Below are 14,861 nucleotides of genomic sequence, written 5' to 3'. Positions count from 1 at the left end.
TTAAATATCCTTGAGTTTTCTTTCCCCGGAAGAGTGTTTGCAGGCTTTGACAAACTCATTCATGCTTTCTTCTAGGGCTTCAAATTGCAGGGTACCCCCCACCTGAAGGATGCCCTTTCCTTTTTGTTCAAAGGCCGTCAATACCGTTAGAATTGTTAGGCCATCGATATCCCGGGCCGGCACATACCCCTGGCTGTTTGCCCCATTTACTTCCAGCAGGATCCGGCATTCAATGAGTTTGCCCAATAAGATTTTCACTATTTTTAAGGGAATTTTTATCTCAGATGCAATCTGAATATCTGACGCCGGCATTTTATTGGAGGCGAATCGGCTTACGCACAAGTGAACAATTCTCAAAACAATCAGTTTCTTTAACCGGATACTGATTTTATTATAATCAATATCCTGGGGTTCCAGTGTTTCCGTATTTTCCCAGGAAAATGAAACTTCACCCCCGAACAACACAATGGCCCAGGACGTCTGCAACCAGATTAAAAACAAGGGCAGGGCTGCGAAACTGCCATAAATGGCGTTATAACTGGATACCCCCATCTGGAATTTCAAGTAGGTCATTTGAACCAGTTGAAAAATGGTTCCGGCAATCATCCCCCCTGCCAGGGCTGCTGAAATATCAACTTTCTTGTTGGGAATAAACAGATAGAAAAAGACAAATAATATCCAGATGGGCAAGAAGGGAAAGATATTAAACCCCAGAGAAATCAAGTTTTCTATATTTACCGGCAGCTTAACATCGGCTAAAAACTTTTCAAGGTATGCTGTAATAAAAATATTGGCGCTGCTTGAAAAAATAATCAGGATACCGGCTGTGATTGAAATAGCAATATAATCGGTAAATTTTCGAACCCAGGGCCTGTCATCATTTACCCACCAGATTTGATTAAATGCATTTTCAATATGCGCGATGAGTTTTATCAAAGAATAAAAAAGGAGGATAACAGCAAAAACCGCCATCAGGGACCCTTTGGTTCTTTCAAGAAGGTTCGTTGAAATGGCGAGAACATTCTGGATCACCTCTTCCTGGCCGGCAAATAATTCAAGGACCCGTTTTTCCAGAATTTCTTTAAACCCGAACCCTTTAGCAATGCCAAATGCCATGGCCATCACCGGAACAATGGATAACAGCGTAAATAATGTCAACGACGACGCCCTGAGGTCACACCGATCCTGCCGGAACCCTTTAGCAGAAAACACAATAACCTTTATGATCTTGTTATACCTGAGGGCGGCAATCGTTTGAAAATAATTCATCATCCGTTTATTCCATTGCTGAAAATGATTGTTTTAATCTTTGCAGGCCCTCTTTTGTCGACACCTTTGGTGTGTATCCCAACTCCTTTTTTGCCCGGGAGATATTAAACCAATGTGATGTGGCAAGTTCTTTTGCGGCAAACCGGGTCATTGGCGGTTCCTTTTTAATGTTGAAAAATTGATATACCCCCTCAAAAATGGCGCCGGCAATGTAGGCGGTTTTTGCCGAGACATGTCCTTTTATGGGGGGCAAGCCGGCCGCAGCTAAAAAAGCATTGGCCATTTCCCATTTTGAGACAGGGTCATCCTGGCTGACAAAATAGACATTCCCCGACAACGACGGGTTTTCCAAAAGTTTTTGATAGGCCAGAATATGGGCATCGGCTGCATTATCAATATAGATGGTATCCACCAGATCGTCTGTTCGCCCGATCCGTTTTAATTTATGGGCGCGGCTGATAATCCCGGGTACCAGGTGGTTATCTTCCGGGCCCCAAATCAGGTGGGGCCGGATAATGATGGTGTTCACCCCTTTTTTGGCAGCTTTTTTCACCAACTTTTCCGCTGCAGCCTTGGTTTGCGGGTAGGGAGCCAGATAGCGGCTCGGATACGGCACACGTTCATCAACATTTTCCATATCATGTTCATCAAATATAACGCTGGGAGAACTGGTATAAATCAATTGTTGAATCTTATTTGCCCGGCAGGCGGCGATCACATTTTCCGTCCCGGTCACATTGACCCGATAAAAGTCTTCAAAAGCCCCCCAAAGGCCGGCTTTTGCGGCAACATGGAAAACCGCATCCATTTGTCGAGTGGCCGTCATAAGGGGCTTTAGGTCTACCAGATCTCCTTGAATCTGCAGAACCCCCATCTGTTCAAGATCAGGATAAAACCGTCTTGAAAAAGAAGTGACAAAAAAATTTTTCTCGACCAATTTTTTAACGATGGCCTTACCCAAAAAACCACCGCCTCCGGTAACCAACACTTTTTGTGTACCCATTGCCTGCCTTTTTTTATTGACCATTGATAGAATTTCAATGATCAAATCTTTATATCATATTCAGGGATGCACAGCAAAATTGTTTGTCCGAAGAAAAATTCCGGGAATCTTCCCTTGACAAACAACCGATTTTAAAGTAGGTAGAACAAACTTTTGCTGAGCGGGAATAACTCAGTGGTAGAGTGCGACCTTGCCAAGGTCGAAGTCGCGGGTTCAACTCCCGTTTCCCGCTCCATTTTTTTCCTTCAGGCTACCCATCAAGAAGTTGTCCAATATTTTTTTCCAGGGCCCCCTGATAAATGGCAGCGGCTGCGGTCAAATCAAACAGGGCCATGCCGGCTGCAATAATCACCCGGGATGCTTCAACCAATTGATCCGGATCATCCGTTATCACAACGTCAACGTCCATAAATTCTTGTTTTATATTCCTGCGCATCGCCTTAGCCGCTTCTTGATTCAGGTCATAAAGATAAAGCGTTTGAATGTTCCGATTAAACAGAAGATATCGGGTCTGACTGAGTCCTTGGACCCCTGCCCCCAGAACACCGGCTGTCGTCACAGTTTTAGGCGTAAGCAACTTGACCGCCAATCCCCCAACTGCCCCGGTTCTCTGAGCTGTGATGGCCGCACCATCCATGATGGCCAATGCGTGCCCTGAAACAGCATCAGAAAGAACCACCAGTCCATTCACTGCCGGTTGTCCATGCTGCCGGGCCTCTGGAAAAACCCAAACCAATTTAGCTGCAAAAAAATTTTCTGAGAAACACGGCATAAATAAAAGCGTATTCTGATGGTCTGTCACATGCATCCTGTCCGGCATGGTATAGTTTTTATTCAATACCAGGCGGTATGCCTGTTCAACGGCTGTTTGAATCATCTGTTGATCCATCTGTTGAATTGCATGTTTGTTTAAATACAGCATAGGCCCTCTCTGGATTTAATCATGTTCCTCTCCCCCATATCATGGACCCGATAAAAGCACCATTAAAACTCACAAAATCCAGCAATTCTAAATATAAAACATCAGGTTAGGGTCAGGCTTGATTTATTGCGCTTTTAACCTCTTTGAGAACCGATTTTCGATAAAAAGCACAATAAAACAAGCCTGACCCGTTCAAGAAAATGCCAAAATGAGAATTGCTGCACCAGATCGTATTTCATTTTTTTTGCAATCTGTGATAAACATATGAAATTTAATTCCCATATACAAGCCAAAGGACCATTTCTGTGACAAAAAATGAAACCGTGTTATGCATTAAAAAAGACCTTTTACCCGACGCATGGGTGCAACAAACGAGTATTGTACCATTGGATCTGGATGGGTTTATTGAAACCTGTTCTGCTGCAGGATTCACATTTATAAACCGCCCGGATGCTGAAAATAACCCCTCATACAAGCAGATTATTCCCTATGTCATCCTGCAAACCGCCAACTTTGAAAAAACAGCCATATACAACCGGCAGGGAAGTGAAAACCGTCTTCATGACCTCTGGTCCATTGGAATAGGCGGTCATATTAATCCCATTGACCAGCACACCCCCCATACCTCATTTAAACAGATCCTGATGTCCGGTATGGAAAGAGAATTAACAGAAGAACTGGATCAACGGCCTGGAGACGATCTGCCCGTCTTTATGGGCGTGATCAGCGAAGATGTTACAGATGTCGGAAGGGTTCATCTGGGCGCTGTTTTCAGGATACTGACACCTGCTCCTGAACAATTTCAACCCGGATCTGAACTGTTTCAATTTGCGTGGAAAGCGACAAAACACCTGGACCAGTTAAATTTGGAATTATGGTCAACCCTGGCGCTGAAGCTCATATCCCATTCTTCAGGAATTTAAAATTTTAAAGACAAGGGAATTTTTATCCTTGAGGATCTTTGATCCCCTTGTAATCTTACACAGGCTGATACCGTATTTCTCTGCAATTTTACGCTGGGTCAGCCCATGGTGAAGATCTTTCATAAGCTTCCACCGCAAAGAAATATCATCCAGTTCCGCCGGCGTAAAGATGTCTTCAAAAAACCGGTTTAAATCTGCCAGGCTATCCATTGAGGCAATCACTTTTAACAATTCCGGATCAACTGACATATGTGCCCCCATTGATCGGTTTCTTCACATTGAACCGACCGTATTCCATTGATCTTAGCGTACGGCATCAGGATTCCTCTTCAAACAATTGCACCTGATATACAGCGACACTGAGGTTCCCGGATTTCCATTCGTCCGATGGCAATCCGGCTTTCATGCACAACTGCGTCAAAAAGTCGCTGGGCTCTTTTAACTGCTGCCATACCTGGGGCAAAAAGGTTGCCCCCTTATATTCTTTTTTGATCATCACCCCATCTATGCCCGGCCTGAGCTTTGCCATCAAATCATCGGCATCCGTGTAGTCCAGTTTTTGGGGCTGGGTCAGGATGCTGATTTCAATGGTCGTATCTTTTAACTCTTCATGGGACAGGGGACTGAATCTTGAATCATTAAAGGCCGCATGTTTTGCATTGTCCTTAATCCCTTCAAAAATAGGTTTGACCGGTTCAATATTACCGATACACCCCCTTAGTGTCCCTTTTTTATGCAAGCTGACAAAGGTGCCACGGTTTTCTTTCAGGACCAAAGCGGACCCCTTTGTCTTCAAATCGCCAAGTCCGGCATGTCCTGTTTCAAGCTCGTCCAGGATGGTCTGTCTTGCAAGTGTTAACAGCAATGCACCATCCTCTTTTGAGAGTTTTCCCGTCATGTGTTTGTCTCCCTAAACATCCAGGTTATCCCCATTCTCAAACGGATTGCAGGGAACCGTGTCATTTAGTAAAATAGAGATCCACCAAATTCTGCGCAAGTCCGGTATAGGTTTCAGGGGTTAATTGTTTCATTCGTTTCTTAAACGACAAAGGCACCTTTTCAAGGCCGTCAACAAAGGTCTCCAGATCCTTTTTCCCGATTTTCTGACCCCGGGTAAGGTCTTTCAATCTTTCATAGGGATTGGCTTCGCCAAACACCCTCATAGCGGTCTGGAAGGGCTCTGCCAGGAGTTCCTGATTATTTTCAAGGTCTTTTTGTATCACCTCATGATTCAATTCTACTTTTGACAATCCCTTTAGAGCATTTTTCACGCCAATGGTAAAATAACCAAACACAGACCCCAGACTTCTCAAAACCGTACTGTCGCTCAAATCTCTTTGAAATCTTGATTTTTGAAGTTTAACACTCAGGTGCTCCATCATTGATATGGCAATTCCCATGTTGCCTTCACTGTTTTCAAAATCAATGGGGTTTACCTTATGGGGCATGGTGGATGAGCCGGTCTCCCCTTTTTTAACGCGTTGCTTAAAATACCCCAGACTGATATACCCCCACATATCCCGATCCAGATCAATAATGGTTGCGGCAACCCGGATCAGGGCATGCAGGACAAAGGCAATGGAATGATTCGGATTCACCTGGGTGGTAAACAAAATAGGTTCCAGATCCAGGTGGTTCATCAAAAATCGCTGGGAGGCCTCAATCCAGTTAATTTCAGGATATACGAAATAATGGGCATTATAATTTCCCGTTGCCCCGTTTATTTTAGCCTGGACCTGACTGGCATCAATGATATCGGCTTCCTGTAAAATTCGCCAGGCAAAATTGATAAATTCCTTGCCCACCGTTGTGGGGGTTGCCGGCTGACCATGGGTTCTTGACATCATTGGAATGGATTTGTATAGCAGTGCTTTTTGTTCAATATCCACCAGAAGCTGCCGCAACACTTCGGTTGCAAGCGCTTTGCCTTTTTTCAACATCAATGCATAGGCGGCATTATTGATATCATCTGAGGTACAGGCAAAGTGAACCCATTCCTTGATGTCTGAAAGTCCTGACAGATCCAGTTTGTCCTTTATAAAATATTCAACGGCCTTTACATCATGATTGGTCTGGTTTTCAATTTTTTTAACCTTCCGGGCATCTTCCACATCAAAATTTGCCACTATCATATCCAGTTGCTCAGTGTTCAGGGTGTCAAATGGTGCGAGTTTCAAATCGATTAATATAAATTTAAGCCATTCAATTTCAACAAACACCCTGTGTTTGATCAACCCATATTCAGAAAAGACATCCGCAATTTGTGTGGTTAATCCGGCATATCTTCCATCTAAAGCAGTCAGTGCAGTTATCATGAATTTTTCTACTCCATCTTTAAAAACCAAACAATTAAAATCATTTGACTTATCGTATTAATTTATTTAAATATTTTCAATATTGTTATGGTCTTAAAATAACAGACAATCTAAAATTTAACAATCCAAAAGAGGATGAACCCAATGCCAGCCAAAACACAGTCGCTTCATTAACGGATGGCAAAGCCATCCGGCGGCAACCCAAATATTGCCACAAAAGACAGTCAACACATATCCGTGTTTTTTATGCAATGACCACTGGTTGCATTTAATTAAATATCCCTGAGCTTAGTGACTTGACAAATACACAGGGAATAAAGTATTTTAGCAAACATTTTAACACACTATCTAACTCAAAGTCTAGTTTTAGCTGCAGGAGTAGAATTTATGGCATTAACAAAAACAATTATTGCTGAAAGAATACAAAACAAGCTCAATTTATCCAGGACAACCACCTATGAAATAATGGAAGAGTTTCTTGAAATCATCAAGGAAACCATTGAAGATGGTGAAGATATCATGATTAGCGGGTTTGGAAAATTTTGTGTAAATGAAAAAAAAGCCAGAAAAGGCAGAAATCCAGCAACCGATGCAGAGATGACCCTCCCGGCCCGAAGAGTTGTCACGTTTAAATGTTCAGGAAAATTAAGAGATCAGATCAATTCTTAAGGCTGATCTTCTTTAATAATGGTCTTTTCAGAACAGGCGATTACCCTTATTATTCTTTCAACACTGATCGGCGGTTATTTCATGGATAACCTGGCAGATTTCCTCAATCTGGAAAATCTGAACCAGCCCCTTCCCAAAGAATTTAGCGATCATTACAACCATCAGAAATATACGGACTCGCAAAATTATCTGAAGGTCACCACCAAATTTGGATTTATCACTTCAAGTGTTGACCTGGCAGTCCTTTTGCTGTTCTGGTTTTCAGGCGGATTTCAAATGACGGATGCCATTGTCAGATCTTTTCAGTTTAACTCAATTGTTTCAGGACTTTTTTTTACCGGCATTCTTTTGACCTTAAAGCTGATCCTGTCTCTTCCTTTCAATATGTATTCCACTTTTGTGATTGAAGAAAAATTCGGATTCAACAAAACCACCCCCCTGCTTTTTTTTACCGACCTTATCAAGTCCATTTTTCTATCTGCAATACTGGGAGGCGTCCTATTATCATTGATCCTCAGCTTTCTGGAGTTTGGCGGCCGATTTGCCTGGGTCATGTGCTGGGCAAGCAGTGCTGTCTTCCTTCTGGCTGTTCAATATATCGTTCCCACCTGGATTATGCCGTTGTTCAACACATTCAGTCCGTTGGAAGAAGGACCCCTGAAAAAAGCCATCATGGCCTATGCAGCATCCATTGATTTTTCTCTTGCCAACGTTTTTGTCATGGATGGATCCAAACGAAGCAGCAAATCCAATGCATTTTTTACCGGTTTTGGGAAAAACAAACGAATCGTGTTGTTCGATACCCTGATCAAAGAACAGACAATTGAAGAATTGGTTTCAGTTCTTGCCCATGAAATGGGACATTTTAAAAAACGGCACATCCATAAACGACTACTATCCGGTATTTTCCAGATGGGATTTGTTTTTTATCTGATGTCTTTGTTTATCTCCCATGAAGGGTTGTTTCATGCTTTTTTCATGACAGACGTTTCCATTTATGCCGGGTTGATCTTTTTTAGTATGTTATACACCCCCATAAGCCTGCTTATATCAATGCTGCTTCAAATCTCATCCCGGAAAGATGAATATGAGGCTGACCGGTTCGCCGCAGATACGATTAAGGACACCCGGCCATTGATCAGTGCTTTAAAGAAGCTGTCTGTCCACAATCTTTCAAATTTAACCCCCCACCCGTTTTATGTGTTTTTAAATTATTCCCACCCCCCTGTACTCGAGAGAATCAACGCCTTAAAATCCCTGTAATTTATTGTCCACTCAACTTTCTGGGTTGGCCATAAACAGGGTAAATGCATCCCAGAACTGACGGGTCATCTGCCGTTGTTCAAAAAGAAGTTCATGGAATCCCCCTTCAATTGAAAGGAATCTGCAATGGGGCAATTGATGGCTTAATCTTTCCTGGGCCTTTGGGCATACCACTGTATCTTTTTGGGCACTGACCATCAATATGGGCGTGGTAATTTTATGAATAACGTCTTCGTGTTTTAAGATTGCAATGGATTCAAGGGCCTGGCTCAGCCAGCCCCACGTGACCCCTCCCAGGGCAAGGTCAGGGTTATGAAAAATCTCATTGTGTAAGATCCAAAATTTTTCCGGATCATGGCATAGATTATTCCCTTTGAATTTTACGTTTTCAAACGCATAATCCTTTGACCCCAGGACATATTTATTTACAAATGCCGTTTTAGATAATCCATGGGCAATCAATTTTACTGCGGGCCGCATCATTGACGGCAAAACGATATCAATCATGGGCGACGCCAGGACAGCCCGTTTAATTTTCAAAGGGTGCCGGCTCATGAATCGCAGGGCGATATGTCCGCCCATGGAATGTGCCAGGATATAAACCGGTATCCCCTGGGGCGCGATGGCCCTTGAATAGACTGCTTCCAGGTCATCCACATAATCATCAAACCGCTGAATATGACCCTTGTGCCGGTTTTCAAGCTCCCGGGAGGACAGGCCCTGTCCCCGCCAATCCAGACTGATCACCTGGAATCCTTTCGCCTGGAGCTGCTTTGCAATGCCCTTATATTTTTCAATACACTCGGCTCGGCCCTGTAATAAAAGAAGAATGGCTTTTGCCGGTGCAATCGGTCGTTTGGCGATGCCATACCGAATTTGGATGGTCGGTGTCACAGAAAGATAAGAATAGTCAAATATGTCTTCTATGGGTTTAAATTTCATATTATTTTTTTAAATTTTATTGATTTGAATGGGATAATATGAAACTTTAGTTTTTTTAACAAGGGAAAACGCCCATGAAAAACCTTTTTATTACCGCAGATATCCATGGCAGTTACGGTTCATGGCTAACCATGAAACAGCTGTTAACACCCAATGACGGACTTGCCATTGCCGGAGATCTTTTTGATACCCGATACGGGAATTACGCAAATATTGATTTTCAGCCGGAATCTATAAAAAGGGATTTACAGACCTTCAAACACCATTTTTATTACGTCTATGGAAATTGCGACAGCCCCTCTTTTTTTCCCGGGAGCAGCACAGCAATGGCATTTACCGCTTTCAATAAAAAAATTCTGCTTTGTCATGGCCATCGCCCTTACCCCTGCTCCAAAGAGACCGATATTATCATACAGGGCCATACCCACCTTTGTTCTCTGGAAAAAAAGGAGTCCATCATCTTTATGAATCCAGGCTCCATTACGTGTCCTCGAAACGGCCTTTATACGTATGGGGTGATTGACAACACATCAGCCCATCTGATTGATCTTAAAACAGGCGACAAATTGATCACAATAGATTTTTAAAGGATGGTTCAACAACCGGTTTAGCGTTTACCCACTGGGGGTATGGGTTCTACCGGTTCAATTTTATGCACGCTTTCGATGGGTATCCCCTGATGCCGGCCGGATTGTCCTGATGCCAGCTTTGTTTTCAATGCCATATACTTCTGGTACCCCAGGTAAGGACTCCGGCTTCTCGGATATCGTTTCTTTTCCGGCCTACCTGTCTTTTTTTGTCTATCAGTGGGGACGGGATGAACACTTTTCAGGACCTCATGAAACCGGAGGACCTTGCGGTTGAATTTGTTTATCGGTATTTTTTTTTCAGGTTTGCCTCGAAGGGGCCTGCTGTTCTTTCTTTTTTTATTGAAAAAGGACACCCATGATTTAATGATATGGGTTAAAAAGGAAACAAACCGTTTGGTGTCATGTTTCATGGATCCGGTTTTGACCGTTTCTCTACCATCCCTTGTTTCTTTTACTTTTATTCTGGCTTCTTTTTTTTTCAGCAGAGGAACCATATGGCGAAATGCCAGATTTATCTGTTTCATTTTTGCCTCTGCATTAATTTGGCGGCCATTTTTCTTTTCAAACACATCCGGGTGATATTTTTTTGCTAAATCCCGGTACGCTTTTTTTGCATCGGCAACAGAAGCGGTGCCATCCAAATTTAAAATCCCTAACGCGGTTTTCATATCCATCATATCCTATGTGTATGCCTCCTGGGGGCACTGTGTCAAGGTCATTTGCACAGATATTTCATTGCAAAAGGCCCATGGGAATGATAGCATGTACCGTTTTTTTTCAAAAAGGAGGATCCATGAAAGACGAAGAAAACAAGGGGGTTCGTGTGGGTGAAAATCCTGATTTTGATGCATGGTTTTTTTCATTTTTCCTTAAAAACCATATTGACCCGTTTGCTTATCCCACCACGGTTGGTTCAAGGGAACAGATCGAATTCATGGTCTATCCAGAAAACGGAGAACGGTATTATCCCTGTTCCGACAAAATGTTTGATTCGATCATGTCACGACAATACCTTCCCTCTCTCAAGGGTCATTACGAGCAGGTGTTCAATAAACTCATATGCATGATTGATGAATTAATCGATTCACCCTATGACAATCAGTTCCTGAAGGCCTTGATCAAAATAAAATATGATGATGAAATCCGAACCGGTCTCTTGATACCGTCAAGGCTGGAGAAACGCCTTTACCAGATCTTTTCAAGCCGCACCCATATCGAAAACCCCTATTCAGCTGAAAAGAGGGCGGCCAATAAAAAAATACAAAAATTTTTAGACTCTGAGACCTTTAAAAAAGCGTTAAATCAGATTAATGGGACCCTGGTGACCCCAAAAGACCTCTCTTTGTTTGCATTAAGGGAACGAATAAAAGAAATTGAATTCCAAAGGCGTTTAACCCTGATGGCAAAAGACAGTCTCTGGACCCATAAAAATACAAAACTGCCGTCATTGAGCCAGATCAAAGAGATATTTAAAACCCCTATCAAAGGGAATGGACTGCCGCAATTACTCGAGCTCATGAAAGCCCAAAGCCAAAAAATACTATGGCTTGCCGATGAATCCGGTGAAGTGGTTGCGGATCTTAAAATTGCTAAATTTCTGGCAGACCTTGGGCATATCGTTATTTTCGCAGTAAAGGAAGCGCCCTTCTTTAAAAAAGTCTGTCTGGCCGACACCAGGACAGATCCTGTTTTAGTGAAGGAGTTTGAAAATGCCCATTTTATTCATGAAAAAACCATCAGCAAAAATAACCTGGTTAAGCTGTTAAAACATGATAAGCATCTCTATGTGGTATCTGACGGGACCCGGGAGAATATAAACCTGTTGCTGACCTCTACGACCTTTTCCAGAATCTTCAAGGAGGTAGATTGTGTCATATCCCGGGGTGTGGCCCAGAAAAAAAGATTAATCGACTCGCATTTTCAGTTTACCCAGGACATCATCAATATCCGTCTTGAAAAAAAAGCCTTATGGGTGACGTATAAACCCAGGCATCCCCATTTTATCAAATTTTCCCATGAGCAACTGGAAGAAATGGCCAATAAAATTATCGATCAAATGAAAACCGCTAAAAAGAAAGGGATGACCGTTATGTTTTACAGCGGTATCATTGGCTCCATCCCTGGAAAAATCGATGTGGCCAAACGAATAATGCAGACCTTTATTGAATACCTGCACCAACAGTCTACGGATCTTTTTATTATCAACCCGTCCCACTATTATGAACCGGGTATGGATGCAGACGATCTCATGTTCATGTGGGAAATTGTTCAAAGAAGCCGGTACATCGATATATGGAGATTCCAGACATCAGACGATATTGCCGAAAGCTTTTCATTGTTAAACAAAAAGGTTCCGCCGGAATGGATCGGGAAAGATTCAACCTATAGCACCGGCTGTACCAAAGAAATCAGAATTGCCCAGGAGGTGCAACGGGAAAATCCCGAGATGCAGCTCATTGGGCCGTCTTTGGATAAATTCATGCGCCGGAATGAATATGGGGTGGGATCCATGTATGACCAGCGGCTGGCCGCTTCTTAACGGGAACAGGAAACCTGAAAACCTGGTGTGGCCGGGGATTCATTTTCCGGCACTATCTCCAGGGCAAAGAGCGTCTGTGTGTTTTGAATCAGTCTCATCCGTGCTTTGAATTTTTCACCGGCTGTATCCTTCAATACATACGGCCGGGTTGTTTTGCCTGTCAGAAGTGTCTCGATATTTTTTGCCGTCAGCGTTTTACCGGAGATGTCCTTCCATATAACAAAACGGCAGTTGCCGTCATCCACCCGCCAGTTGGCGCATCCATACCCTTTTTTCCCTTCAATTATTTTTCCGCCACATACCGGGCAGACAGGACCATTGTTGATCAAGGGTAAGGACTGAATATCCGGTTTCACCCGGTTTGATGCAAGCGCTGCCTGTTTCAGTTCGCTGACAGCTTCGGTGACAAAGTGTTTAATATTCACAAGAAAATGGGTATCAGACCCTTCTCCAAGGGCGATGGTGTTAAGGGTCATCTCCCATCGTGCGGTTTCCTCGGGGGAGGTAAGAACAGAAGAAACCGGACATTTTCTCAAAAATCCAACCAGAAAAACCCCCTTGTCCGTTGCCAACAGTTTTTTACCGGATCGATGGACATATTTTCGGTTGATCAGGGTTTCAATTATCTGGGCTCGTGTTGACTGAGTACCAATACCGATATCCCCCCGATAGAATTTTTTTATCGCCTCTTTTGCCACAAATCTGCCGGGATTTGTCATATCTTTTAACAACAGTGAATCCGAATATTCCGGGGGTGGCTGGGTCTGTTTTTCATCAGAGGTAACGGTTTCAGCAATACCCGTGTCCCCTTGAACAAGCGGGGGGATATGGTCAATCCGTTTTTTGTCTTTTGTTTTTTCCATGTAAATCTGCCGCCACCCTTGAACATGAACTATTTTTCCCCGGGTCTGGAACGTTTCATTGCTGAAAAGGGTAATGATCCGGGTATTTTCAAACTGACAATCCGGGTGGAATGCTGCAGAAAACCGTCTCATCACAAGATCAAACACCTTTTTTTCATCCCCTGTTGCCATTGCGGATAGCGGCTTGAACGGAATGAGTGCATGGTGGTCAGTAAGTTTTGCATCATTAAACACTCTCTTGTTTGAAAGGGATACCTTTTGCCCGTCAATATCCTTGAAAATTTCCGGGTACGCCACAGTCAATTTTTTGATGATCTGTTTGGCCATATCAATACTCTGGGTGCCCAATACCCGGGAATCGGTTCTCGGGTAGGACAGACACTTTTTATCCTGATACAATCGCTGGGCAATGTCTAAGGTTTTCTTTGCCGGAAACCCAAATTTAATATTGGCCGCCTGCTGAAGGTCGGTAAGGGAAAAAAGATAGGGGGGTTGCTCCCTTTTTTTCTCCGTTTTTAAAGACTGCACAACGCCGGGTAAAGTTTCATGGGTCAGCTGGGTATACAGTTCTGCTGCCGCTTTTTTATTTGTAAGCTGGGTCTCTTTTTTTTTAAACCAGTGACCGTTCCATTTTCCCCTTTCCCCGGCAAACACCACCGTTATCGTCCAATAGAGGGTGGGAACAAACGTATCTCTTTCATTTTTGCGATCGGTCAGAAGGGCAAGCACAGCGGTCTGAACACGGCCCACGGAAAAAAGGTCTTTCAGTCGAATCGTCAGCACCCGGGTGCAGTTCATACCGATCATCCAGTCGGATACCTGTCTGTAATAGCCTGCCCGCCATAATCGGTCATAATCTGTAATCGGTTTCAATTTTTCCATGGTGCTTCTGACCACCTCTGGAACAAGGGCCTGACTGGTCCAGAAACGGAACATGCGGCTCTTGTCCAGAAAACCCGCTTCAAAAAGGATGGTCCGGGCGATGACCTCACCTTCACGCCCTGCATCCGTGGCGATGATGATACGCGTAAAACGGTTTTTACCCAACAGCTTTTTAATATTCTTAAATTGCCGAACCGTTTTTCTGATGGGTTTGTATTTAAAACGACCGGGGATAATCGGCAGTGTTTCAATTTTCCATTTTTTCAATTTTTTATCATAATCATCCGGCTCATACAGGGTCACAAGATGCCCAACAGCCCAGGTGATAACATGGTCATCCCCCTCAAAACACCCCTCCCCCTTTTTTTTTACGCCCAGCGCTTTTGCAAAATCAGCTGCCACGGAAAATTTTTCTGTCAGGATTAGATCTGTCATGGAAACCAATTTATCACCATTTACAGGTATTTCCAATAGGCTGCCCAGCAATTCTCATGATGGTTATACCCTGAACGCAACCTGCCATCATCCGGATATAAACACTCAGATGAACCAGCGACCCAAAAAAAATAATTTTAGTTCAATTATTGATGATGTTATTGATTTAGTCACTATTATTGTTATAAACTACCCTAGTTTTTTTACATGATATGTTCAACCGGCACTTTAAAAGCCGTGGAATAG

The 14,861-nt window shown here is 43.2% G+C and carries 15 protein-coding genes and 1 tRNA gene; 7 read left to right on the top strand and 9 right to left on the bottom strand.

Annotated elements, in window-relative coordinates:
* Together Q1Q15_RS18055 and Q1Q15_RS18050 are read right to left on the bottom strand one after the other, a co-directional pair.
* Entirely contained in the window at nt 1-1,272 is a 1,272-nt protein-coding gene (locus Q1Q15_RS18055) for a YihY/virulence factor BrkB family protein (RefSeq protein ID WP_300463095.1), read from the bottom strand.
* 4 nt (nt 1,273-1,276) lie between these two features.
* Nucleotides 1,277-2,272 carry an NAD-dependent epimerase/dehydratase family protein gene (locus tag Q1Q15_RS18050; RefSeq protein WP_300463092.1) on the bottom strand — a complete coding sequence of 332 codons (996 nt, stop codon included), beginning with the start codon at nt 2,270-2,272 and terminating at the stop codon, nt 1,277-1,279.
* Nucleotides 2,273-2,432: 160 nt separating this feature from the next.
* On the opposite strand from Q1Q15_RS18050, the gene Q1Q15_RS18045 reads away from it, so the two are divergent.
* Nucleotides 2,433-2,507 (top strand) — tRNA-Gly (locus Q1Q15_RS18045).
* 15 nt (nt 2,508-2,522) lie between these two features.
* Here the strand turns inward: Q1Q15_RS18045 and Q1Q15_RS18040 are convergent.
* Nucleotides 2,523-3,194 (bottom strand): hypothetical protein, encoded by a 672-nt coding sequence (locus Q1Q15_RS18040; protein WP_300463090.1) that lies wholly within the window; start codon nt 3,192-3,194, stop codon nt 2,523-2,525.
* A 305-nt stretch (nt 3,195-3,499) separates the two neighbouring features.
* Here Q1Q15_RS18040 and Q1Q15_RS18035 point away from each other — a divergent pair, with 305 nt between their 5' ends.
* Entirely contained in the window at nt 3,500-4,117 is a 618-nt protein-coding gene (locus Q1Q15_RS18035; protein WP_300463087.1) for a phosphoesterase, read from the top strand.
* Here Q1Q15_RS18035 and Q1Q15_RS18030 read toward each other — a convergent pair.
* From Q1Q15_RS18030 to purB, 3 genes are all read right to left on the bottom strand, one after another.
* On the bottom strand, nt 4,106-4,366 hold the full coding sequence (locus tag Q1Q15_RS18030; RefSeq protein WP_300463085.1) for a Trp family transcriptional regulator: 261 nt from the start codon (nt 4,364-4,366) through the stop codon (nt 4,106-4,108). The two genes, Q1Q15_RS18035 and Q1Q15_RS18030, sit on opposite strands and share 12 nt — an antisense overlap.
* A gap of 67 nt (nt 4,367-4,433) precedes the next feature.
* On the bottom strand, nt 4,434-5,015 hold the full coding sequence (gene amrA, locus Q1Q15_RS18025; RefSeq protein ID WP_300463083.1) for an AmmeMemoRadiSam system protein A: 582 nt from the start codon (nt 5,013-5,015) through the stop codon (nt 4,434-4,436).
* A 61-nt stretch (nt 5,016-5,076) separates the two neighbouring features.
* Complete coding sequence (gene purB, locus Q1Q15_RS18020) at nt 5,077-6,432, bottom strand: adenylosuccinate lyase (protein WP_300463080.1); 1,356 nt, start codon at nt 6,430-6,432, stop codon at nt 5,077-5,079.
* Nucleotides 6,433-6,819: 387 nt separating this feature from the next.
* Between purB and Q1Q15_RS18015 the strand changes: the two genes are divergently transcribed.
* Together Q1Q15_RS18015 and Q1Q15_RS18010 are read left to right on the top strand one after the other, a co-directional pair.
* Complete coding sequence (locus Q1Q15_RS18015; protein ID WP_300463077.1) at nt 6,820-7,101, top strand: integration host factor subunit alpha; 282 nt, start codon at nt 6,820-6,822, stop codon at nt 7,099-7,101.
* Nucleotides 7,102-7,119: 18 nt separating this feature from the next.
* Complete coding sequence (locus Q1Q15_RS18010; protein WP_300463074.1) at nt 7,120-8,364, top strand: M48 family metallopeptidase; 1,245 nt, start codon at nt 7,120-7,122, stop codon at nt 8,362-8,364.
* Between the two features lie 12 nt (nt 8,365-8,376).
* Here Q1Q15_RS18010 and Q1Q15_RS18005 read toward each other — a convergent pair whose 3' ends face one another.
* A complete protein-coding gene (locus tag Q1Q15_RS18005) occupies nt 8,377-9,306 on the bottom strand; it encodes an alpha/beta hydrolase (protein ID WP_300463072.1) in 930 nt (309 codons plus the stop codon).
* Between the two features lie 74 nt (nt 9,307-9,380).
* On the opposite strand from Q1Q15_RS18005, the gene Q1Q15_RS18000 reads away from it, so the two are divergent.
* Nucleotides 9,381-9,893 (top strand): YfcE family phosphodiesterase, encoded by a 513-nt coding sequence (locus tag Q1Q15_RS18000; protein WP_300463070.1) that lies wholly within the window; start codon nt 9,381-9,383, stop codon nt 9,891-9,893.
* 20 nt (nt 9,894-9,913) lie between these two features.
* On the opposite strand, the gene Q1Q15_RS17995 is transcribed toward Q1Q15_RS18000, so the two are convergent.
* A complete protein-coding gene (locus Q1Q15_RS17995) occupies nt 9,914-10,564 on the bottom strand; it encodes a DnaJ domain-containing protein (RefSeq protein ID WP_300463067.1) in 651 nt (216 codons plus the stop codon).
* Nucleotides 10,565-10,689: 125 nt separating this feature from the next.
* Between Q1Q15_RS17995 and Q1Q15_RS17990 the strand changes: the two genes are divergently transcribed.
* Nucleotides 10,690-12,435, top strand: a complete 1,746-nt coding sequence (locus tag Q1Q15_RS17990) for an ARMT1-like domain-containing protein (protein WP_300463064.1) — start codon at nt 10,690-10,692, stop codon at nt 12,433-12,435.
* Here the strand turns inward: Q1Q15_RS17990 and topB are convergent.
* On the bottom strand, nt 12,432-14,615 hold the full coding sequence (gene topB / locus Q1Q15_RS17985) for a DNA topoisomerase III (RefSeq protein WP_300463062.1): 2,184 nt from the start codon (nt 14,613-14,615) through the stop codon (nt 12,432-12,434). The genes Q1Q15_RS17990 and topB overlap by 4 nt on opposite strands.
* Here topB and Q1Q15_RS17980 point away from each other — a divergent pair.
* Nucleotides 14,614-14,826: a hypothetical protein gene (locus tag Q1Q15_RS17980; RefSeq protein ID WP_300463059.1), complete on the top strand. Its 213-nt coding sequence runs from the start codon at nt 14,614-14,616 to the stop codon at nt 14,824-14,826. The two genes, topB and Q1Q15_RS17980, sit on opposite strands and share 2 nt — an antisense overlap.
* Nucleotides 14,827-14,861: the final 35 nt, after the last annotated feature.

Origin of the sequence: Desulfobacula sp., from assembly GCF_030145145.1 — a bacterium.
Classification (GTDB): domain Bacteria; phylum Desulfobacterota; class Desulfobacteria; order Desulfobacterales; family Desulfobacteraceae; genus Desulfobacula.
This window is presented reverse-complemented; position numbering and strand designations above follow the sequence as displayed.

Bases quoted from the DNA above. Each gene is read 5' to 3' on its own strand.
- Q1Q15_RS18055 (WP_300463095.1), bottom strand. From the start codon at position 1,272: ATGATGAATTATTTTCAAACGATTGCCGCCCTCAGGTATAACAAGATC.
- Q1Q15_RS18050 (WP_300463092.1), bottom strand. From the start codon at position 2,272: ATGGGTACACAAAAAGTGTTGGTTACCGGAGGCGGTGGTTTTTTGGGT.
- Q1Q15_RS18040 (WP_300463090.1), bottom strand. From the start codon at position 3,194: ATGCTGTATTTAAACAAACATGCAATTCAACAGATGGATCAACAGATG.
- Q1Q15_RS18030 (WP_300463085.1), bottom strand. From the start codon at position 4,366: ATGTCAGTTGATCCGGAATTGTTAAAAGTGATTGCCTCAATGGATAGC.
- amrA (WP_300463083.1), bottom strand. From the start codon at position 5,015: ATGACGGGAAAACTCTCAAAAGAGGATGGTGCATTGCTGTTAACACTT.
- purB (WP_300463080.1), bottom strand. From the start codon at position 6,432: ATGATAACTGCACTGACTGCTTTAGATGGAAGATATGCCGGATTAACC.
- Q1Q15_RS18015 (WP_300463077.1), top strand. From the start codon at position 6,820: ATGGCATTAACAAAAACAATTATTGCTGAAAGAATACAAAACAAGCTC.
- Q1Q15_RS18010 (WP_300463074.1), top strand. From the start codon at position 7,120: ATGGTCTTTTCAGAACAGGCGATTACCCTTATTATTCTTTCAACACTG.
- Q1Q15_RS18005 (WP_300463072.1), bottom strand. From the start codon at position 9,306: ATGAAATTTAAACCCATAGAAGACATATTTGACTATTCTTATCTTTCT.
- Q1Q15_RS18000 (WP_300463070.1), top strand. From the start codon at position 9,381: ATGAAAAACCTTTTTATTACCGCAGATATCCATGGCAGTTACGGTTCA.
- Q1Q15_RS17995 (WP_300463067.1), bottom strand. From the start codon at position 10,564: ATGAAAACCGCGTTAGGGATTTTAAATTTGGATGGCACCGCTTCTGTT.
- Q1Q15_RS17990 (WP_300463064.1), top strand. From the start codon at position 10,690: ATGAAAGACGAAGAAAACAAGGGGGTTCGTGTGGGTGAAAATCCTGAT.
- Q1Q15_RS17980 (WP_300463059.1), top strand. From the start codon at position 14,614: ATGGAAACCAATTTATCACCATTTACAGGTATTTCCAATAGGCTGCCC.
- topB (WP_300463062.1), bottom strand. From the start codon at position 14,615: ATGACAGATCTAATCCTGACAGAAAAATTTTCCGTGGCAGCTGATTTT.